Genomic DNA, 20,092 nt, shown 5'->3' with positions numbered 1-20,092 from the left:
ACCCAGCTACAAAACCGCCCGAGCCAGCCGGCAACGGGCGGTTTTGTCGTACCTTCGCGCCGCGTTTTTTAGTCTGAGCGCGACTATTTGTTTGTATGGAAAGAGAAGTTCGGGTGCGATTTGCGCCCAGCCCTACGGGGCCGCTGCACATTGGCGGCGTGCGCACTGCGCTGTATAATTATCTACTGGCCCGCAAGCTGGGGGGCAAAATGCTGCTCCGCATCGAGGATACCGACCAGAATCGCTTCGTGCCTGGTGCCGAAAAGTACATCATGGAAGCCCTGCATTGGGCCGGTATCCAGATTGACGAAGGCCCGGAGCAAGGCGGTCCGCACGCGCCCTATCGTCAGAGCGAGCGGAAGCCGATGTACCGGCAATACGCGCAGCAGCTCATCGACAGCGGCCACGCCTACTACGCCTTCGACACACCCGAGGACCTCGACGCCATGCGCGCGCGCCTCACGGCCGCCAAGGTGCCGAATCCGCAGTACAACGCCATCACGCGCAACCAGATGCGCAACTCGCTTACCTTACCCGAGGATGAGGTAAAAGAGCTGTTGGCCAATGATACACCTTACGTTATCCGCCTGAAAGTGCCTCGCAAAGAAGAGGTGCGCTTCCAGGATTTAATTCGCGGCTGGGTAGTAGTACATTCTTCGGCTATTGATGATAAGGTCCTGATGAAGTCGGATGGAATGCCAACCTACCACTTGGCCAATATCGTAGACGACCATCTGATGGAGATTACCCACGTGATTCGGGGCGAAGAGTGGCTGCCCTCGGCGCCCCTGCACGTGCTGCTGTACCGCTATCTGGGCTGGGAGAGCACCATGCCGCAGTTTGCCCACTTGCCCCTGCTACTCAAGCCCGATGGCACGGGCAAGCTTAGCAAGCGCGACGGCGACAAGCTCGGTTTTCCCGTTTTCCCGCTTGAATGGCATGGTATCGACGGCGAAACCGGCGAGCCGACTGTCAGCAGTGGCTACCGCGAAAGTGGTTATCTGCCGGAGGCATTTATCAATTTCTTGGCGTTTTTGGGTTGGAATCCAGGTTCGCAGCAAGAGCTGTTCACGATGGACGAGCTGATCGAGTCTTTCTCGATTGAGCGCGTCAGCAAGTCGCCAGCCCGCTTCGACCAAAATAAAGTGCGTTGGTACAACGAGCAATATTTGCGAGCTAAACCCGATACGGAGCTGGCGCAGTACCTGCTGGCTGCTTTGCGCGAGCACAACATCGAGTGCTCGGAGGAAAAAGCCGAACTGATTGCCGGCGTAATGAAGGAGCGCGTTACGTTTCCTCAAGATTTCTGGCGGGAAGCGCAATACTTCTTCGAAGCCCCAACTACCTACGATGAGCAGGTGATAACCAAGAAGTGGAACGCAGCCACGGCAGCCGCACTAGCCGAATTTGCCCGTGAGCTACCTACCTCGTCCGACACTTCACCCGACGGCATTAGAGCATTGCTCACGCAGGTACTCGAGCGCCAGGGTATCAAGATCGGGCAGGTGCTACAAGCGCTGCGCGTAGTGGTAACAGGCGTTAGCGCCGGTCCCGACCTGATGGCGACGATGAGCATTATCGGGCCCGCTGAAACTGCCCAGCGCATCGAAACAGCCGTGCAGAAGTTGCCACAATAACTTAGATGTAGGGGCTTCATTCCGTGCTGCCCCTACTTTCCGCATCCACTACAGGGGCCGCGCCGTATTGCTACGGGGCGGCCTTTGCGTTTTGGAGCAGGGTGCTGTGACCTAACACACCGAAAACGGACGACGACATGGCTAAGAAACCCGTCAAAAAGAAGAAAAACGACCCGGAAAAGAAGGCCAGGGTACACAAAGACCTGGAAGGTTTTGAGATAAAAATCAATCCGCTGGGTGAAATTACCTCCACCTATACCATCGAAGAGGTCAACCAGTTTCTGAACCGCCATGTGCGCGACAAGAAGCTGGTAAACCGCGATGGGCAGTTCGGCGATAAGATTGAAGAAGACGAAGATTTTCCGCTGGAAGAAGGCACGCCCGAGCCAGAAGAAACAGAAGAGGAATTTATGCGTCGCACGAGCCGCGAGGCCAAGAAGCCCAAGAAATCACCACGCGGCGCGGCGGCTGATTCTGATGAGGAAGAGATGATTCCAACCACCGAATCGCCGGAATAGCAACGTATCACCTTCCAAAGAAAGCCCCCCAACAACCATTGGGGGGCCTTTTTGAGTGTCAACTACTTAGCCTCAGTGCTGACATAGTAAAAGGTAATAAGCCAGCGTTCAATCTTCTAAGCAATCATAGCATTTCACTATACTTGAGAAACTTTTGCTTTTCTCTCTTTCGCTATGCAATCCCACGACGTAGACTACCGCATTCTGGGCAACGATATTCAGGTACTCGAAGTAGAGCTCGACCCGAACGAAACCGTCATTGCCGAAGCCGGCGCGATGATCTACATGGACGAGGCCATTGCCTTCGAAACGAAGATGGGCGATGGGTCGGAGCCTGATCAGGGACTGATGGGCAAGCTGTTCTCGGCGGGGTCGCGCTTGCTCACGGGTGAGTCATTGTTTATGACGCACTTCACCCACCGTGGCGGCTATGGCAAAAGCCGGGTAGCATTTTCGGCACCGTATCCCGGCACCATTCTTCCGCTTGATTTACGTACTCTTCCGCAGGGATTAATTGTGCAGAAAGATGGTTTTCTGGCAGCAGCGCGGGGCACTAAAGTCGCAATTCACTTTAACCGTCGCTTGGGCGCAGGCTTTTTTGGCGGCGAAGGCTTTATCCTCCAGAAGCTGACCGGCGATGGCAAAGCCTTTATTCACGCCGGCGGCACCGTCATCGAAAGGCAACTAAATAATGAATTGCTGCGCGTTGACACGGGCTGCGTAGTTGCCTTCGAGCCCAGCATCGACTTCGACATTGTACGCGCTGGGGGGCTAAAATCGATGATTTTTGGAGGCGAGGGATTAATGCTGGCCACATTGCGCGGCACCGGTAGAGTATGGATCCAATCGATGCCCGTCAAGAAACTGATTCAGGCGCTCATGCCCAATGGCGGCAATGCCAAAAAGGAAAGTGGCGGTCTGTTAGGGAGTTTTCTTGAAGAGTAAACTACTCATATAAGGTCGTGTTTTCGCTACCCAGGCAGATGCTTGGCGCAATGCTATTCACGGGTTTACTAACCGCCGCTAAGTTGCGTAGCTATAAAGCCAATGCTAATTACTAATGTGCAAACCAGGATACCAAGCAGCCCTATGGTTACGATGGCACTCAGCGAAGAAAGCTCGCCCTTATCAGAAGTATCGTTGCGGCGGGAAACATAGGAGCGGGAGCGGGTAGTAGGGGCGGGCACAGTGTGAAGTCTAATCGTTTGAGATTTGCACAAAGTCAATACCCGCGTAATATATCAACAATAATGCCGTCTAAAATAGTTATATCTCATCTTTATTTTCGCGTATTTAATAAACACCTAAAGCCTTAGGTCATAAGTCCTGTTACAGAGGCAATGCACCTAGAGCTTTCTCACCGATTGTAGCTTGCCTGTATTGTACGTTTCTATTTTCTCAGCTTGCCCGCTGGGTGAATACGAAATCCAGTCACCTAGCCAGTAGAAGTGAGCATCCGTAGCGTCGGTTTCAAATTGTGCTTGACCACGTTTTGCCACCCGGCCATTGGGGTGATAATAGGTAATAAGCTGCCGACCAGCCGGCCGACGCAAATAGATTTCCTGCCGCTCAAGTAAACCTGACAGACCGTAATATTGCCAGCGCCCGACTGGCTGGCCATGTTTGAAACGCCCTTTAGTGCCTATTTTTTGGTACTGCTCGTCATAATAGGCATTCCATCGGCCATGCCGCTCGCCGGTGCGGTCGTACTCATTAAGCGACCAAAATCCGATGGGAAGCCGGTTGCGTGAAGTAGCAGTAGAAGCTGAGCTAGCACAGGACGAGAGCCACAGCCCCAAGCCTACAATCCAAAGGTTCTGACGCATACGAGTGCTGGTTGAAGTTGAAGCGGAGTTACAACAACGCACTGCACACCACCAGGAGTTTCAACTAAGGACGTGCATTTTTTCAATCCTCATATCCGGGTTTAATTAGCTGGTTATGAATTTATATAATGCGTAAAATTTCTTCTAGCAACTCGCGCGAGTTGCTGAGGCGGGGCACTTTATGCTGGCCACCGAGCTTGCCTTTACTGGCCAGCCACCGCTCAAATGTGCCTGACGGCGCTACGGTAAGCTGGGGCGGGGCCAGAGCCAGATCACGGTGACGCTTGGCATCATAGTCGGAGTTGAGCTGGCGCAGCGTTTGGTCCAGCACGGCAACGAACTGGTCGGGGCTGGGGGGCATTTTTGTGAACTCGATAAGCCACTGATGGCCGCCACGGGACGTAGCAGAAGCATCGAAGTAAATGGGCGCGGCTGTGTAGTCTCGTACGGTGGTACCGGTAGCTTGGCAGGCGGCAGCAATAGCGGCGTCGGCATTTTCAATCACGACTTCCTCGCCGAAAGCATTTAGGAAATGCTTGGTGCGTCCCGTGATACGGATACGATAAGGCGCCAGACAGGTGAAACGCACCGTATCGCCGATTTTGTAGCGCCATAGCCCAGCATTGGTACTTATGACCAAAGCATAACTGCGCCCTAGCTCTACTTCATCTAGCTGAAGGGTACGCGGGTTTTCTGCCTCAAACTGATCAGCAGGGATAAACTCATAGTAAATGCCGTGGTCGAGCAGGAGCAACAGGTCTTCCGAGTTAGGCTCATCCTGCACGGCGATATAGCCTTCCGAGGCATTATAAATTTCCAGATAACGCATACGCTCATCCGGAATCAACTCTTTGAACAAGGCTCGATAGGGTCCGAAGGCCACCGCACCGTGCAAAAAGAGGCGCAGGTTAGGCCATACCTCCGTGATATTATCGGCGCCGGTCAAGGTCGTTACGCGGCGCAGCAAAAGCATCATCCAGGTAGGCACCCCAGCCAGCGTAGTCACATTAACGTGCTGTACGTGGCGGGCAATACGCTCAATTTTCTCTTCCCACTCATCCAGCAAGGCTAGCTCCAGCGGAGGAGTACGCAGGAACTCAGCCCACCGGGGCAAATTCTGCATAATGACCGCCGAGACATCGCCGACGCGGGAACTGGAGTCGTCGGGGCGGAAAGGATTGGGGCCGTGCGTGCCGCCCAAGGACAATGTTTTGCCCCCCAGAATCCGCTCCGACGGATACAGCGCTGTAGCCAGAGCCACCATGTCGCGGCCGGCGCGGTAGTGCCCCGCATCCAACGATTCGCGGGTAACGGGAATGTACTTGCTCCGCGCATTGGTCGTGCCGCTGGATTTGGCAAACCACGTCACCTGGCCCGGCCACAGTACGTTGGCCTCGCCTTGTAATACCCGCTCAATAGCGGGGTATAAATCTTCGTAGCTGCTGACGGGCAGACGTCGGGCCAGTTCGCGGCCATCGAAGGCGTCAGCGAAGCCGTATCGCTTTCCCCATTCCGTAGCCTGTGCCGTGTGAAGCAGCCCTCGTAACAGTTCGCGCTGCACCTCATGTGGGTGGTTCCGAAAGTGGTTGATAGCAGCCATTCGCCGTTGCACGGCCCACGTCAGGACAGAATCAATCATGGAAATAGTGGGGTTGAGCGGTGATTCGACGGATAGTTACAACCAAAAAACCTCTCGTATCAAGCTTTGCCTGACGCGAGAGGTATAGCACGAACTGCAAACCACCGCTAGATTTTTCGCTTATACTCGAAATGCTTACCTAAGTATACACGGCGCACGGTTTCGTCAGCGGCCAGCTCTTCGGCGGTGCCGGCTTTAAGCAGCTTTCCTTCGAACAGCAGGTACGCCCGATCGACGATACTGAGCGTTTCGTTCACGTTGTGGTCGGTGATAAGGATGCCGATATTCTTGTGCTTGAGCTTAGCTACGATGCCCTGAATCTCCTCAACGGCAATGGGGTCGACACCGGCAAAAGGCTCATCAAGCAGCACAAATTTAGGATCGACGGCCAGGGCCCGGGCAATTTCGGTGCGCCGCCGCTCTCCGCCGGAAAGCACCCGACCCAGGTTTTTGCGCACGTGCGTAAGGCTGAACTCATGGAGCAACTCCTCTACCTTATCGCGCTGGGCCTTCTTGGGCAGATCTGTCATTTCCAGCACCGCCAGAATGTTCTCCTCTACGGTCAGGTCGCGAAAAACGGATGCTTCCTGAGCCAGATAGCCTACCCCACGCTGGGCCCGCCGAAACATAGGCAGCTTCGTGATATTTTCGTCGTCGAGGTGTATGGTACCTGAGTTGGGCTTCACCATGCCCACAATCATGTAAAAGCAGGTGGTTTTGCCAGCCCCATTCGGCCCCAGCAAACCCACAATTTCGCCCTGCTCCACGGTCACGCTCATGTCGTTGACTACGGTGCGGGCTTTATAGGTTTTAATCAGATGGTCGGCGCGTAGAATCATGGGGTAAAGGTAGGACGGTTGGCGGGTTTCAGCGTATTGAAAACAAGCGGTCAGGCTGCTATCTGCTGCCTGACCGCTTATATATGAGTTCTCTCAGTTACGCTTTGGGAGCGAGCAGTTGAGTACGTAGAGCCTGCTGAGCGGGTGTGGGGGCAGGACTGGCCTCTACCACGTTGGTTAGCTCTACCTCAAACTCCTGCGGCGTAGCTTGGCGCTCCTGGGGGGCTTTTTGATCTTTGGATTGAAAACGCACTTTCACCGGCGCGGTTGAAGTTGGCTCTACTAACGGGCGCAGGAGCTTTTCGGCATTCGACATATCCAGCTTGGTGCCATTCACGGCCAGGATTACATCGTCGTCTTGCAGGCCGAACGCATTCTGATCGGGCGCGGTGGAGGCCACTTTGAACTGCTGCTTCTCCGTATCGTAGCCGAAGCCTAAACGGCCAAATGCCAGCACTTTACTTTGCTCTGTGGGAGCGTAGCGCCAGCCTATTTTGGCGAAGTACTCGGCGTAAGGTAGCGGCTGATTGCCAATAACATACTGATCAAAGAACTGCTGAATCTGTGGATTGGTAAGGGCCACGATTTCTGGGATGAGCTTATCGTCCTCGAAGGAACGTGTGGGACCGTACTTCTGGCGTAAGGTCAGCAGCACGTCGCGCAGGCTCTGACGGCCCTGGCTTAGCTCCTGAATCCGAATATCGAGCAGAAGGCCAATCAGCGCGCCCTTGTCGTACACGTTCTGGTACATATCCTTGTAGGGCGGCACCAGAATATTGCGGCTCATTTCTGTGAACGACACATCCTTGAACTTCGAGGCATTGTCGATTTTCTCCTTCATCTTTTCTCGGAATGCGTCGGGAGTTACTAAGCCACCGCGTACCTGCACGAGCTGGGCAAAGTACTCGGTTACGCCCTCGTAAAGCCATAAATGCTGCGACATTTTAGGGTCGCGGAAGTCAAACTCGCCAATTTCACGGCTGTGAATGTTCAGCGGCGCTAGCATGTGTAGAAACTCGTGCGAGGCCACTTCCTGCACCATGCTACGCAGGCGCGCCGAATCCGGAAACTCAGGCAGAAAGTACACTGAGGAGTACGAATGCTCCATAGCCCCGAAGCCGCCGTCTTTGCTGATCAGCGGGGAGCCTAACGCCGGGAAATACATCAGGAAATGGTACTTCGGCACCGGCATTTGCCCAAAAAACTGCGTCAGGGCTTCCGCCATCGGGCGCATAATCTCGCGCACGTCGGCGGCCTTTATCTGCCCCGTTTCCGACACCACCGATACCCCAATGCGGGCGCCGCCAGTAGCGAAGCTGGTCGTGTCGGGGCGGCTGTAGAGGATTGGGCCATCGGCCAAGTCGACGTAGTTGGGCGCGGTATATAAATCTTGGGTTGGCGTGGGGGCCTTTTTTTCCAGAGAAGTGGCGCCGTATAGGTCAGCGGGCCTAGCTACCGTTACCTGGTAAGGAACCATCTTGTAACCCTCCAGGTAGCCGTACAGCCCGTAGTGGTTGAGCACATAGTTGTTGCCTGCTTCGAAATTGGTGCCGCCCGGCTGGAAGATATAATCGTCGCCTTGTTTGGCATCCCAGGTATCATCTACCAAATACTCAAGGCGTGTCAGTCCTTTGGCTTTGTTGATGACAAACAGGTTAGGATTCGGCTGCGTGACTTTTAGGGCTCTGCCTTTTTTGTCGAACGCCTTGAAGCTGGTGACGAAGCGGCCGTAGTCTTTTTTGGAGTAAGAGCCGGGCACTACCGAAGGCATCACATACGATACCTGCGACTCTTTCACAGGCGGCGTATTCACAACCACGCGCACCTGATCATTAACCACATTCTGCAAATCGACGGCAATCTGATAACCCGCGGAAGCTGGCTGCTGCGCCTGAGCCGCGACGGCGGCCCCTAATCCAAGCCCGAGGGCAAGACCAAGAATTTTCATGCAATAAGAGTATCGGGGAAGTAAGGGAGCGGTTAAAACGAGCGCACAAGGTATACATTGCTCTTCGCGAATTCTTCTCAACGCAGAATAGCCGGGCCGGATTCCCTATACTGCAGTTTGACGCTAAATGCGCCCTACTTTTGCCCCCCAGAATGACTCGTTATACTACTGTTAGTCGCTATGCGCTGGGCCTGCTGCTCGTGGTAGCCGGAGTGCTGCATTTTGTAGCGCCGGCACCGTATGTGCGCATTATGCCGCCCTATCTGCCGGCTCCTCTCCTGCTGGTATATCTGAGTGGCTTTTGCGAAATCGGGCTGGGACTGGGGCTGTTTTTCCGACAAACCAAGCGTTGGGCGGCCTGGGGCACAGTGGCACTATTTATAGCCGTGTTGCCCGCTAACGTGTATATGGCTCAGGCCAATGACTCCTTATTTCATTTGCCAGCGTGGCTCGTGTGGGGTCGGCTGCCGTTGCAGCTTGTGCTCATTGCCTGGGCGTGGAGGCACACGCGGCTGTAGCGCGAACTTTTAGTTCGCGTATAGTTAAACAATAAGCTGGGGGGCATTTTTACCAGCGGCTGAAGCAATGTGCGACCTGAAAGTTCGCGCTACATCTCAAGGCGTTACTTTTGCCCCCCCCCAAGTGCTCTATTTCGCTTTATGACAACTACTCTACCGTCTACGCGCTGGCAACGTTTGTTGCATCACCCTGCAAGCTTGCCGGCCGTTTATGCCCTGCTGACGGTGGCCGCTACGGTGGTGCAGTTTCTGAAAAGCAGCAATCTGCCGTATACCAACTACAACAACTACATCATCTTCCGCAACGCGTTTTACCACCTGTTGCAAGGCCAGGACATGTACATTCTGCACCTAGTGGAGCAGTACGATTTGTATAAATACAGCCCCACGTTTGCCCTGCTCATGGGTCCATTTGCTGTGTTGCCCAATTTTGTAGGCTTGCTGGGCTGGAATGCCTTGAATGCCGCCGCCCTCTACTGGGCGGTGCAACAGCTGCCCACCATTGACACCAGAGCACGTCGCGTAGTCCTCTGGCTGTCGGCCATTGAGTTGCTGACTTCTATGCAAAATGCCCAGAGCAACGGTCTGGTGGCTGGGCTTATCATTGGGGGAGCGGTGGCGCTGGAGCGCGCCCGGCCGGGTAGAGCGGCGCTGTGGCTGTTGTTGAGTGTGTTCGTGAAGCTATTTGGGCTGGTGGCTTTCGTACTGTTTTGGCTGTATCCGCGCCAGCGGGTGCGCTTTGTGCTGTGGTCGGTTGGGCTAGGAATTGTGCTGGCGCTGCTGCCTCTGTTGGTGGCGTCGCCTGCTGAGCTGCTGGCCCAATACCAAAGCTGGGGCGTTATGCTGGCCGCCGACCATTCGGCTTCCTTCGGGTTGTCGGTAATGGGGTGGCTGGAAACCTGGTTCGGATTTTTGCCCCCCAAGACGGCCGTGGTGCTGGTAGGAGCCGCGCTATTTTGCCTACCGTTGCTTCGCTTTAAGCAATACCAGCACGCCGCGTTTCGGACGGGTATGCTGGCGGCGGTATTGTTGTGGGTAGTCGTGTTCAATCATAAGGCCGAGTCGCCGACGTTCGTTATTGCGGTGGCGGGCGTGGGGCTGTGGTGGAGCTTGCAGCCCAGCCGGCGCTGGCCCGATCTGGTGCTCCTGCTCAGCGTCATTCTGTTCACGGTGCTCTCCCCCACCGACTTGTTTCCGCGCTTCCTGCGTAAGGCCTACGTAGTGCCTTACGTGCTCAAGGCCGTACCCTGCATCTTCGTTTGGGCACGCCTGACGTACGAGCTGCTAACCCGCAATTTTGCCCCCCAGCCTACTTCTGCTGCCAACGCACCTGTTAAGGCGGTTTCAGCTGCCTCTCTTTCCGTTTAGCTTATGCCCCCCGAATACGCTCAATTATTGATGAAGCTGGTCAAGTATGGAGTGGTGGGAGGTTTTGGGGTAGCCGTCGATTTCAGCTTGACTTATCTGGCCAAGGAGAAGCTACGGCTGAATCCGTATGTAGCCAATGCCATTGGCTTCAGCGTGGCTACCTGCGTCAATTTTTTCCTGAATCGTGTCTGGACTTTTCGAAGCCAAGACCCGGCTATCCTTGGCCAGTTCGGATATTTCGCGCTGGCAGCCATTATCGGATTAGGCCTGAACACCTTGCTTCTACGCTGGCTGTATCAGCGCTGGAAAGTGCCGTTTTACGTGGCTAAGCTGATTTCTACCGGCGTAGTAGTGATCTGGAACTTCGTGATTAACGCCTTTTATACGTTCGCTTAATCAGGGGACAACCTTTACTCTTCCCAGCGAATATCCTTTATCCGCAGTTGCAGACTTTTCACGCCCCGGAACTCGTTCATTTCCACCGTGTAGCATACGCTAAAGGGGTTGCCCTGCATGATGCGGTCAAGGTATTCACCTAGTCCAAAACCAATGGCATCTATCGTGTAGTGCCCATCCTGGGTGAGCACGAGCTTGAGGTGAGAGTTGCCAACAATACGCGCCGAATGAGGCACGATGTATACATTCCGCGACTCAAATACCGGGTTAGAGTTGCCTGGTCCGAACGGCTCCATTTGCCGAAGCAGATTAAAGAAGCCCGGCGTCACGTCGCTTAGTCGCAGTACGCCATCGATTTCTACTGGCGGAATGAGCTGCTCGGGCAAGATTCGGCCGGCCACTATACGCTCAAATTTCTCGCGGAAGGCGGGCACGTTTTCGATGGGCATGGTAAGACCAGCGGCGTACATATGCCCTCCAAACTGGTCGAGCAGGTCGGCGCATTCACCAATGGCCTCGTGCACGTCGAAGCCTATTACGGAGCGAGCCGAGCCGGTGGCTTTGCCGTCGTTGCTGGCCGTCAGGATGATGGTAGGGCGGTAGTATTTGTCGAGGCAGCGCGAGGCCACAATACCTACCACACCCTTGTGCCAATCCTGCTTGAAGAGTACCGTGGAGCTAGCCGTGCGCAGCACCGCATCGTCCTCAATCATTTGCAGCGCTTCTTTCGTGGTGCTGGTATCGAAGCCGCGCCTCTCCTGGTTGGTTTTATCAACTACTCCAGCTTTCTCCTTCGCTTCTTCCTTGGATTGAGCCAAGAGCATGGCCACTGAGCGTTTGGCATCGCCCATGCGGCCGGCGGCATTAATACGCGGGGAAAAGCCAAAAACCAGACTTGTGATATTCAGCTCATTTACGCCCAAGCCAGCCAACTCGCGCAGGGCGTCGAGGCCGGGACGCTGAGGGCGCTGAGGGTCATTGAGCAAGCGCAGGCCATGATAAGCCAGAATGCGATTTTCGCCGGTAATGGGCACGATATCGGCCGCGATACTGACGGCCAGCAAATCAAGCAACTCATGGAGCGGCTCTTCATCCAGACCCAAATGCTCGCCCAGCGCCTGCATAAGCTTGAAGCCTACGCCGCAGCCTGACAGCTCCTTGTACGGATACTCGCAATCAGTGCGCTTAGGGTCGAGCACGGCCACGGCGGGGGGCAATTCCTGGCCGGGCAAGTGGTGGTCGCAGATGATAAAATCGACGCCGCGGGTGTTGGCATAGGTTACTTTATCCACCGATTTTACGCCACAGTCCAGCGCGATAATCAGCGCATAGCCGTGCTGCGCAGCATAGTCAATGCCAGCTTCCGATACGCCGTAGCCCTCTTGGTAGCGGTCAGGAATGTAATAGTCGATGCGCTCGGGTCCGAAAAGCGGCAGTAGATACGAGTAGACTACCGCTACGGAAGTAGTACCGTCCACGTCGTAGTCCCCGAATACGAGCACCCGCTCGCCTTCATGCAAGGCACGCACGAGGCGCTCCACGGCGCGGTCCATGTCGCGCATGCGCAACGGGTTGGGCAACTCCTGAAGTACGGGCCGGAAGTAAGCGCGCGCTTCCTCAAAAGAACTTACCTCTCGCTGACAGAGTAAGCTAATGATGGCCTCGTTTACGCGCAACGCATCGGCCAAATGCCGCACGGTGGCCGGGTCGGGCACAGGCTTACGAATCCATCTCTTTTCCATACTAGTCGGCGGGGGTCGCCTACAGCGGACGACGACTTCAAAAGTAAGCAGAAAAACGCCGCCTCGCCCACTAATGCGTATTTTTGCCCCCCAGTCTTTTGCCCTAGTACTTTATGAAAAAGCTTCGCGCGTTTTACCAGCAATACCGGCAATATATCCTCACTGATGGGCTGATGTACCTGGTTTTCATCCTGTTTATTGCGCTGCTGTTCGTTTTCTTTGCCTAGAGTAGCCACAAAGCGAGCGCAAATCGAAGCTGATTATAGTAAGCAACAACTACACTTTCGCTCCAGTTTCTACGAGTTATCGCCGCGCAGCTTGCGGAAGCGCTTACGGGCTTCGGCTACATAAATACTCCCCGGATACTTCACCATAACCTGATTGTAGAGTTCCTGAGCTTTAGCTTGATCTTTCACGTCTTCTTCCATAATAGTGGCCGTCAGGAAGAGAGCGTCATCGCTGAGCACATCGTATTTGGGGTTGCCGGTAATTCGACTGAGCGTAGTAATTGCCCCCTGATAATCGCCGATGCGGCGCTGAAGCTGGCCTTTGAGATACCAGGCATCGTCGGTGAGCGCGTGGCCGGGATATTTCTGCAAGAGATTATCGAGGCCCTTCAAGGCTTCCGTGAGCTTATTCTGAAATACCAACTGCTCCACGGCAGCGTAGTCGCGCAGAGCCACGCCAGACGTATCCTGTGCGGTATTATCGGTGATGAGCAGGCTGAGCTGCATAGCATCGTTGGCGATTTCACGGCTGGTGGCTTGCTTTAGAATATCAAGGTGGCTCTGGGCTAGCTTGAAGTTACCGGCGTAGTAGTTCAGGCGGGCGTTGCGGAGCTTGGCATCGTAGCCCACGGGTGAATCCTTGTGCGACTTTTCCACTTGCGAATACAGCAGCGTGGCTTCCCAGGGCTCATTGCGTAATAGATAAATGTCGGCCAGGTTGAGTTTGGCGTCGTCCACTACTGTCAGGCTGGCGCGGGGCATATCAATTACCTGTTGCAAAAGCGCCATAGCTTTGGGCTTATCGTCGAGCTGAAAAGCATAGAGCGTAGCCATATTGCGCAGCACTGGAGCAGTTTCGGGCGTGCGACCCAATTCGGTTAGCACCTGCTCATACTCGGTAATGAGGCTGCGTATTTTAGTTACATCAATCGGAAAGGTGTTGCGCACCTGCTCCTCGCGGGTTTGCACCAAGCGCTGCCGGGCCACGGGGTAAAACGGCCCCTGCTTATGCTCCCGAATCACGTACTCGTAGCCGGCAATGGCGCTTTCGTAGTCCTTGTTGCGCTGGGCAATAGCGGCCAGATCCAACACGCGGCCACCCTCGGCGCGGGCGCGGCGGTCGAGGGCTTTAGCCTGCACGAGGGCGCCGGTGAAGTCGCGGCGCTGCACCTGTAGCCACAGCAGCAGCTCGCTGTACACCACCTGGTCGGGGTTCTGCTGGACGTTGGTAAGCAGAATCTTCTCCAACACCTCAAAGTCCTTTTCCTCGCGCAGGCTGTTCTGAAGCATGTTGCGCACAAAAGGCAATTGCCGGTCGTCGTCGCGGATGAGGCGCAGGGTTTCGGCCATCAGGGGGGCATTTTGCCCACTCTGGGTGTAAAGCTGGATGAGCTGGGGGGCAAATTCGGTTTCGTTGCCCGCCAGCTGACGCCCGCGCAGAAAGGTTTTTTCGGCCCACTCCGGCAGCTTTCGGTTCATGAACTCCGTAGCTACGGGCACCACCTGCTCGGCCGTGAGTTGACTTACTACCTTCTCGTACTGCTTGGTGGCGGCAGATTGGTCACCACTGTTGGTATAAATGCCCCCCAGCAGCACGCCGTAGCCGATTTCCTTGGGCTGCTGCCGAATGGCTTTCTTCACCAGCTTCTCGGCATCGCGGTGGCGCTTTAAGCTCTGTAGCGCGCTTACGTAATCGGGCAGTACATTGGGAGCCAGTTGCTCATCGGCGCGCAGACGGCCAAAGAGGAAAGCGGCTTTCTCGTTTTCGCCCTTGCGCACGTACTCGCGGGCCAGGGCAATATCGCCTCCTTCCTGCTGAGCATGCAGAGGCACCGATAGAGCCACACCTAGCAGGATTAGAAAGAAGAAACGGAACCGACGAAGATTAAGGAATAGCATAGAAGCGATTGGAGACGTGTACAAATAACTGGTTACGGGCCAGTTTCATTTCACCACCAAGAAGAAAGTAACGCAATGACCAAGTAAAAGATCGGAAGAATCTACTTAGTAATACTTCACACTTTGGTTAATAGTGTGTGAGGTATAACGGATACTGCCGGTATATACACTCAACAAAAAAGGGTCGCTTTTGCGACCCTTTTCACTTAATCAACTAGCAACTTCGGTTTAAAAGAACTTCGTGCGCTCGTCTTTGATGTTGGCGTTAGCTTTTACGGCTTCGTAGGTGGCGCCATCGGTGCGGGCGGTGCGCTGCGAAGCAAGCTGTTGGCGAACGGCTTTCAGATCGGCAGGGGCAGCAGCGGGTGTGATGCTCACAGGCTCCACGATTACTACGCCTTGCTCACCCTGGATGGGCGCTGACTTTTGGCCAGGCTTCAATCCAAATACTTTACCTACAGCTACTGGCTCAGCGCCCAAGCCCTGAATGATGCCAGAGCTGATAACTACGTCATTAGCCGTTTTCACCTGAGCTTGTGAGCCGTAGCCAGCAGCAATTTGCTCCAGCGTACCGGTCTTGCCTTTCAGCTTCTCCATAATCTGCTGGGCCTTCAGGTCATTGCGAACTGCGGCCGTCAACTCAGGCCGGATGCTGGCTATATCAGCAGTGCCTTTGGTGCGCTCGCCGGTGAGGGCAGCAATCACGTATTGGTCACCAATTTCAAAAACCTCCGATACATCACCGATTTTGGTTTCCGGTCCGCCCTGGTTTGCACCGTAAGCCCAGCGTACAATTGCCCGAGCACCTTGCATGTTGTTCACAGCCTGGTCACCGCGGCCAAGGCCTTTAACCTCCAGCTTTTGCAGCGACTTATCAGCAGCTACTGCTTTGCGGAAAGCCTCCAGGTTGGTAGCGGCACCTTTCAACTCCTGCGCTTTCTGATAAGCAGTTTCACGGGTAGCTTCACTCGGCACAAGGTTCTTCTGTACGGCGGCTATCTGATATGTTTGGTTTGTCTTAGGAGCCGTAACCTTGATGATATGGTAGCCAAAAGAGGTTTCTACTGGATTAGGCAGCAAGCCAGTAGCAGTAGCTCCAAAAATGGCCTTCTCAAACTCCGGTACCATGCGGCCCTGCGTGAACCAGCCTAAGTCGCCGCCGGTAGCGGTAGTACCATCGGTTCCGTACTGACGAGCCATAGCAGCGAAATCAGCACCACCTTTAATTTGAGCCAACACATCTTTTGCCTTAGCCAAGGCAGCAGCTTTGGCTTCCGGAGTTGTGTTTTCGGGCTTAATGAGAATGTGGCTGGCACGGGCGGCAGGCTGAGTGCCGGCTTTTTGGCCAGTCACTTTGAAGATAGAGTACACGCCATTCTCAGCATAAGGTCCGTACACCTGGCCTACTTGCAAGGGTAGTTGCTCACGAAGCTTCTCAGGCAAATCGGCGGGCGAAACGTAGGCACCGCTGTAAGGCTGGTCGGAGTTAAGCTTGGCGAACAGCGAATCGTTGGGTGCCGAGCGGAACTGAGCAGTCAACTGATCAACAGAAGCACGAACGGCGGCGCTGTCTTCTTTCGAAGCCGTTACAGGAATGGTCACATACTCAATGTCACGACCATCTTCCACCTTGTAGCGGCCTTTGTTTTTATCCAGATAAGCCTGTAACTGCTCGTCGGTTACTTTCACCGCCGAATCCGAAATAGAGAAGTACGGCACAATGAGGTAGCGAATATTGGCGCGGGTGTTCTGAGCTTCATGGAAGCGCTTAGCCTCGGCCGACGTTACGTAGGTGCTCAGCTTAAGCAGATTGTTGTACTTCGTAGCCAAACGGTCGGGGGTTAGGCCAGCTTCAAAATTCCGCCACTGATCCTGCGCCTGGGGGGGCAATTTGTCGAGGTTCTTTAGGTACTCTACAACCTTGTTACGGTCGAACTGGCCAGTTTGTGGGTCAGAGAAAGCTTGACGAATGCTGGGGTGCACGTTGCGGCCCTGCACCATGTCGTATAGCTCATCGTCGCTTACTTCTAAGCCCAGCGCCTCAAATTGCTCCTTGAAAGCAATACGGTAGATGGTCTGATTCCAGGCTTGGTCGCGTAGGTAGCCTAGAGTGTTTTCGTCGGGCTGACGTCCCTGCTGAGCGATAAAAGCCTGTTTGGCTTGCTCGAGGGTGTTATTGAAGTCGTTGAGCTCCACTTTCTCACCGGAAATCTCCCCTACCGTCGTATCGTTACGATTGAAGAGTCGGTTCTGACCCGAAATCAGGTCGCCGCCGATAATGAAGAGCAGTAGGCCAAAAACGATGGCGCCGACGGCCCAGCCCGATTTTTCTCGAATCGTGTTAATTAATGCCATGTACTTGAAAAAAAGCGCAGTATAGAAAAGTGGAAAGAGTCGCAAAATAACCAGAATCCGCCGGACATTCAAAGCGCAGCGCCAGAATGCCGCCCGGCAGACGATTACCTAGCGGCGGCCTTTCTTGCGGGGAGCAAGGTTGCGCGACTGTGATTTGGTGGGTGCAGACTTCGTGGGCGCGGTTGGACTGGGCGTATTGGCTTTGGTTTGACCGAGGTAGCGGTACCACATCATGCAGGCAAACGACACCATAAACAGCCAATAATTGCGCGAAATAGCATCCAGGCTATTCGACAGAATGGTTTCGTAGACGCCAATAACTAGGGCTACTACCGCCACGGAAAACAGCACGGTGCGCCCCAGCGCTCTATCAAATTTAAAATCCATGCAGTTGCTACAGTGTAAACCAACGGATTGCGTTGGCTAGTTGGTTTAATCGCTTAAAGAGCCCCCCAGCCATTCAGGAAGTAATTCACTAGCATGGCTGAGGGGCTTTTTCGTTACTCTTCTACCGGCGCTTCGACGGTGAAAACGCCAGCGGGCTTGAGAATTTTGTAGCGCGAGAAATTCTGGTTGGCAGTCAGGCCGGTACCGGTCAGGATCTCGGTAGGCGTTTCGACGCGCACAAATTTTTCGGTGTAGATGATGGCTTTTTGCTTGTCGTAATACAGCTCTTCGGAGTTCATTTTCTGCTTCTTCTCCTCATTGCTCACCCGCACATCATTGCGCACGAGGTAAAGATCTTTGGCTTTGTCGTACCGGCCGTACTTACCCTGCAGCGTATTCACGATGCCACCATTCTTCGAATAGAAAGTCACCTTCATACCCTTCGGGTACACCTGGTCGCCGCTTTCAAATTGCTGCGACACAGGAGCCGTCAGCTTGATCTGGAGCTTGGCCGAGTCGCTGACCAGCATGGTCACGTTGGTGGCTTCCAGCAAAGGCCCATTGTACACCACTTTCTTTTTAACCTCGGCGTCGTTTTTCTGGCAGCCCGTACTCAAACCGGCCACCATTAAAATGCCCCCCAGGAGCCTCATCCAACTGCGGCTAAGCGCTTGCACGAGCGTACCTTGGTTACTCAATGCGCCGCTTGATAAACCAGCGGTTGTTGAGCGTTAGACCTAGCTGCACCCGCACATAGTCCTCGCGCACGTTGCCGTTGGGGTTCGCCTCGTTAGGGTCGGTGTTGCCGCGCTGCCCGTAGGTAAAGGCCAGGTTCATGCTGGCGGCTTCCAATGGCGTAGCCGATGGTACAGGAAGGCTGAAACCCCAACTTACAGCGCGGTCGTAGAGCGTTTGGCCAGCCGGACGGTATGGCAGCTGCGCGGCGCTAATACCAGCACGGTAGGTTACCCGCTTGAAGTAGCTATCTACGGAGGTCGGATCAGGAGTGTATTCGCCCCCCAGCCCTACGCGCACCGTATTATCCAAAGGGGTACCGATGCCGGCCCCACCAGTAATACCGAAGGAGCGAAACTTCGACCATTGCTGATGAGCTACATCGAGGTTGGCGCTGAAGTTTTTATTGTTGTCGATGCTGATGCCGAACTGAGCCATGGCGGGCACGCGGGCCTCGCCTTTCTGGCTGTCCTCTAGCTGAATACGCTCCAGCTGATTGCCGGCAATGTCTTCGCGGTCAAGAGAAGTATTGCGCACGCCGTCTATGCTCGAGCGGAAGGTATAAACGCCCCCCAGACTATAGTTGAGCTTGCTATTGATGGCGCCGCGGTAGTGCGCCGCGCCCCGAAAGGTGAAATCGGAGTAGCGCACGTGTTCCAGCAATACAACACTGGCCAGTTGCGAAGGGTCGGTAACGCCTGCGGGCGCTACCTGCGTAGCTACGCGCTGGTCGATGCTACCGAATACGTATGCGGCCGTACCGCCCACTGTCAGGCCTTTAGCCAATCGGTACGCCTGCCCAATGTAAGCTTCCGACAGGCCACCTTCGCCCTGATAGCGCTTGAGCACCTGCGTGCCAGCAGGTCCGGAGGCTACGGTTTCGACTACGTTGCTCTCATAATCGACGGCGCTGTAAGGCTTCAGGCCAACAGCGCCAGCCCAACTCTTGGATAGTGGCACAGCCAAGGCCAGGTAGCCCAGCGTACCGCTTCCGTCGCGCTGAGAATTAGTTTGGTTGCGAAGCGTTTTGATTTGCCCATTCACAGCCATTTCGTAGGTAGTACGAGCCGTGTAATAAAGCAGAGCCGGGTTCAATTCGTTTATATGAATGCTGTTAGGCGCGGCCAAACCGACACCGCCCATTCCTTGCTGACGCGCCCCGCCAGTATTGAGGTTGAAATCGCCCAGGCCCAAGCGTGAGTACGGCGAGTTGCCGAGCCCTTGTCCTTGGCTTTGCGGCGCTGTTGCCAAACCCATCAACCCTACACCGATCAGGCCGGCTAATTTATTCTTCCACATAGTCAATGGTATGCACCAAAATTCGGTGAAGCCCGAGCAGCACGAGTTCGGGAATTACAAAGATAGGGCCTTTGAGCCGCGATTGAAAAAAGGCCGCGTCGCCGCCCGCCAGGAGTACCCCTAAAGCGGGCCGCAGAGCACGGTACTGATCAAGCATTCCATTCACTTCCGCCACGGCTCCATTAAGCACCCCGCTTCGAATAGCAGATTCCGTGTCATCACCGGTCAGCGGAATCTCAGCCGTAAGGTCGGGGGGCATTTCCAGTAACGGCAGCCGGCCCGTAAACGTGTGTAGTGCCTGAAAGCGTAGCCGTAGTCCCGGCGCAATACTACCGCCCCGGAACGTATGCCCGCCTTCTACCCAGTCGCACTTGATGGCCGTACCCGCGTCAATTATCAGCGAGTCGCGGCCCGGCCGGAGCCACGCTGCGCCCACTGCCGCCGCTAGCCGATCAGCGCCGAGGGTCTGAGGAGTTGCGTATCCGTTACGAATAGGAAGAGGCGTAGATGCCGGCTTAAACTCTACTATCCGCCCCGGCACCCTCGTGCGCAGATCAGCAGCCCACGCATCCGTTGGACCAGCCACCGACGCCAGAATAACGTGGGCTGGCTTCCAACGTTCCACGACCTCGCTTACCTGTCCTTTAGTCTGAACAGTGACGGTTTCGCGTAGCACATAATCCTCGAAGCAACCGTATTTCACGGTGGTATTGCCAATGTCGAGGGTGAGAGTGCGCATGAAAACAGGGCTTACCTGCG

The 20,092-nt window shown here is 54.9% G+C and carries 18 protein-coding genes; 7 read left to right on the top strand and 11 right to left on the bottom strand.

Going from position 1 to position 20,092, the window contains the following annotated elements; genetic code table 11:
• Nucleotides 1-95 precede the first annotated feature (95 nt).
• From gltX to H8B13_RS15870, 3 genes are all read left to right on the top strand, one after another.
• A complete protein-coding gene (gene gltX, locus H8B13_RS15880) occupies nt 96-1,637 on the top strand; it encodes a glutamate--tRNA ligase (RefSeq protein ID WP_187311798.1) in 1,542 nt (513 codons plus the stop codon).
• A 137-nt stretch (nt 1,638-1,774) separates the two neighbouring features.
• Complete coding sequence (locus H8B13_RS15875; protein WP_187311797.1) at nt 1,775-2,155, top strand: hypothetical protein; 381 nt, start codon at nt 1,775-1,777, stop codon at nt 2,153-2,155.
• A 174-nt stretch (nt 2,156-2,329) separates the two neighbouring features.
• The gene (locus tag H8B13_RS15870) at nt 2,330-3,100 is read left to right on the top strand and encodes a TIGR00266 family protein (RefSeq protein ID WP_187311796.1); all 771 of its coding nucleotides are present in this window, start codon (nt 2,330-2,332) and stop codon (nt 3,098-3,100) included.
• 68 nt (nt 3,101-3,168) lie between these two features.
• On the opposite strand, the gene H8B13_RS15865 is transcribed toward H8B13_RS15870, so the two are convergent.
• From H8B13_RS15865 to H8B13_RS15845, 5 genes are all read right to left on the bottom strand, one after another.
• Complete coding sequence (locus H8B13_RS15865; RefSeq protein ID WP_187311795.1) at nt 3,169-3,342, bottom strand: hypothetical protein; 174 nt, start codon at nt 3,340-3,342, stop codon at nt 3,169-3,171.
• A gap of 159 nt (nt 3,343-3,501) precedes the next feature.
• Nucleotides 3,502-3,981 carry a hypothetical protein gene (locus tag H8B13_RS15860; protein ID WP_187311794.1) on the bottom strand — a complete coding sequence of 160 codons (480 nt, stop codon included), beginning with the start codon at nt 3,979-3,981 and terminating at the stop codon, nt 3,502-3,504.
• Nucleotides 3,982-4,102: 121 nt separating this feature from the next.
• Nucleotides 4,103-5,620: a GH3 auxin-responsive promoter family protein gene (locus H8B13_RS15855; protein ID WP_187311793.1), complete on the bottom strand. Its 1,518-nt coding sequence runs from the start codon at nt 5,618-5,620 to the stop codon at nt 4,103-4,105.
• A gap of 107 nt (nt 5,621-5,727) precedes the next feature.
• Complete coding sequence (gene lptB / locus H8B13_RS15850; protein WP_187311792.1) at nt 5,728-6,459, bottom strand: LPS export ABC transporter ATP-binding protein; 732 nt, start codon at nt 6,457-6,459, stop codon at nt 5,728-5,730.
• A 97-nt stretch (nt 6,460-6,556) separates the two neighbouring features.
• Nucleotides 6,557-8,407: a peptidase M61 gene (locus H8B13_RS15845; RefSeq protein ID WP_187311791.1), complete on the bottom strand. Its 1,851-nt coding sequence runs from the start codon at nt 8,405-8,407 to the stop codon at nt 6,557-6,559.
• Nucleotides 8,408-8,559: 152 nt separating this feature from the next.
• Between H8B13_RS15845 and H8B13_RS15840 the strand changes: the two genes are divergently transcribed.
• The 3 genes from H8B13_RS15840 (at nt 8,560) to H8B13_RS15830 (ending at nt 10,689) form a co-directional block, all read left to right on the top strand.
• Nucleotides 8,560-8,925 (top strand): MauE/DoxX family redox-associated membrane protein, encoded by a 366-nt coding sequence (locus H8B13_RS15840; protein WP_187311790.1) that lies wholly within the window; start codon nt 8,560-8,562, stop codon nt 8,923-8,925.
• Nucleotides 8,926-9,066: 141 nt separating this feature from the next.
• Nucleotides 9,067-10,293 carry a glycosyltransferase family 87 protein gene (locus H8B13_RS15835; RefSeq protein WP_187311789.1) on the top strand — a complete coding sequence of 409 codons (1,227 nt, stop codon included), beginning with the start codon at nt 9,067-9,069 and terminating at the stop codon, nt 10,291-10,293.
• Nucleotides 10,294-10,296: 3 nt separating this feature from the next.
• Nucleotides 10,297-10,689 carry a GtrA family protein gene (locus H8B13_RS15830; protein ID WP_187311788.1) on the top strand — a complete coding sequence of 131 codons (393 nt, stop codon included), beginning with the start codon at nt 10,297-10,299 and terminating at the stop codon, nt 10,687-10,689.
• Nucleotides 10,690-10,703: 14 nt separating this feature from the next.
• On the opposite strand, the gene recJ is transcribed toward H8B13_RS15830, so the two are convergent.
• The 3 genes from recJ to H8B13_RS15815 form a co-directional block, all read right to left on the bottom strand.
• A complete protein-coding gene (gene recJ, locus H8B13_RS15825; RefSeq protein WP_187311787.1) occupies nt 10,704-12,431 on the bottom strand; it encodes a single-stranded-DNA-specific exonuclease RecJ in 1,728 nt (575 codons plus the stop codon).
• Nucleotides 12,432-12,727: 296 nt separating this feature from the next.
• Nucleotides 12,728-14,557: a tetratricopeptide repeat protein gene (locus H8B13_RS15820; RefSeq protein ID WP_187311786.1), complete on the bottom strand. Its 1,830-nt coding sequence runs from the start codon at nt 14,555-14,557 to the stop codon at nt 12,728-12,730.
• 228 nt (nt 14,558-14,785) lie between these two features.
• Nucleotides 14,786-16,912, bottom strand: coding sequence for a peptidylprolyl isomerase (locus H8B13_RS15815; protein ID WP_187311785.1), 2,127 nt, complete (start codon nt 16,910-16,912; stop codon nt 14,786-14,788).
• Between the two features lie 124 nt (nt 16,913-17,036).
• Here H8B13_RS15815 and H8B13_RS21700 point away from each other — a divergent pair, with 124 nt between their 5' ends.
• Nucleotides 17,037-17,123, top strand: coding sequence for a pentapeptide repeat-containing protein (locus tag H8B13_RS21700; RefSeq protein ID WP_187311981.1), 87 nt, complete (start codon nt 17,037-17,039; stop codon nt 17,121-17,123).
• Nucleotides 17,124-17,412: 289 nt separating this feature from the next.
• Here the strand turns inward: H8B13_RS21700 and lptC are convergent, their stop codons facing one another.
• Genes lptC through H8B13_RS15795 form a run of 3 tightly spaced genes read right to left on the bottom strand, consistent with a single transcriptional unit; the run spans nt 17,413 to nt 20,072 of the window.
• Nucleotides 17,413-17,997 (bottom strand): LPS export ABC transporter periplasmic protein LptC, encoded by a 585-nt coding sequence (lptC, locus tag H8B13_RS15805; protein ID WP_187311784.1) that lies wholly within the window; start codon nt 17,995-17,997, stop codon nt 17,413-17,415.
• Nucleotides 17,990-19,333, bottom strand: coding sequence for an OmpP1/FadL family transporter (locus H8B13_RS15800; RefSeq protein ID WP_187311783.1), 1,344 nt, complete (start codon nt 19,331-19,333; stop codon nt 17,990-17,992). The genes lptC and H8B13_RS15800 overlap by 8 nt, the downstream gene beginning before the upstream one ends.
• Nucleotides 19,320-20,072, bottom strand: a complete 753-nt coding sequence (locus H8B13_RS15795) for a type III pantothenate kinase (protein ID WP_187311782.1) — start codon at nt 20,070-20,072, stop codon at nt 19,320-19,322. Before H8B13_RS15795 ends, H8B13_RS15800 begins: the two co-directional genes overlap by 14 nt.
• Nucleotides 20,073-20,092 lie beyond the last annotated feature (20 nt).

It is taken from the genome of Hymenobacter sp. BT188, assembly GCF_014333585.1.
In the GTDB taxonomy this organism is placed as follows: Bacteria; Bacteroidota; Bacteroidia; order Cytophagales; family Hymenobacteraceae; genus Hymenobacter.
This window is presented reverse-complemented; position numbering and strand designations above follow the sequence as displayed.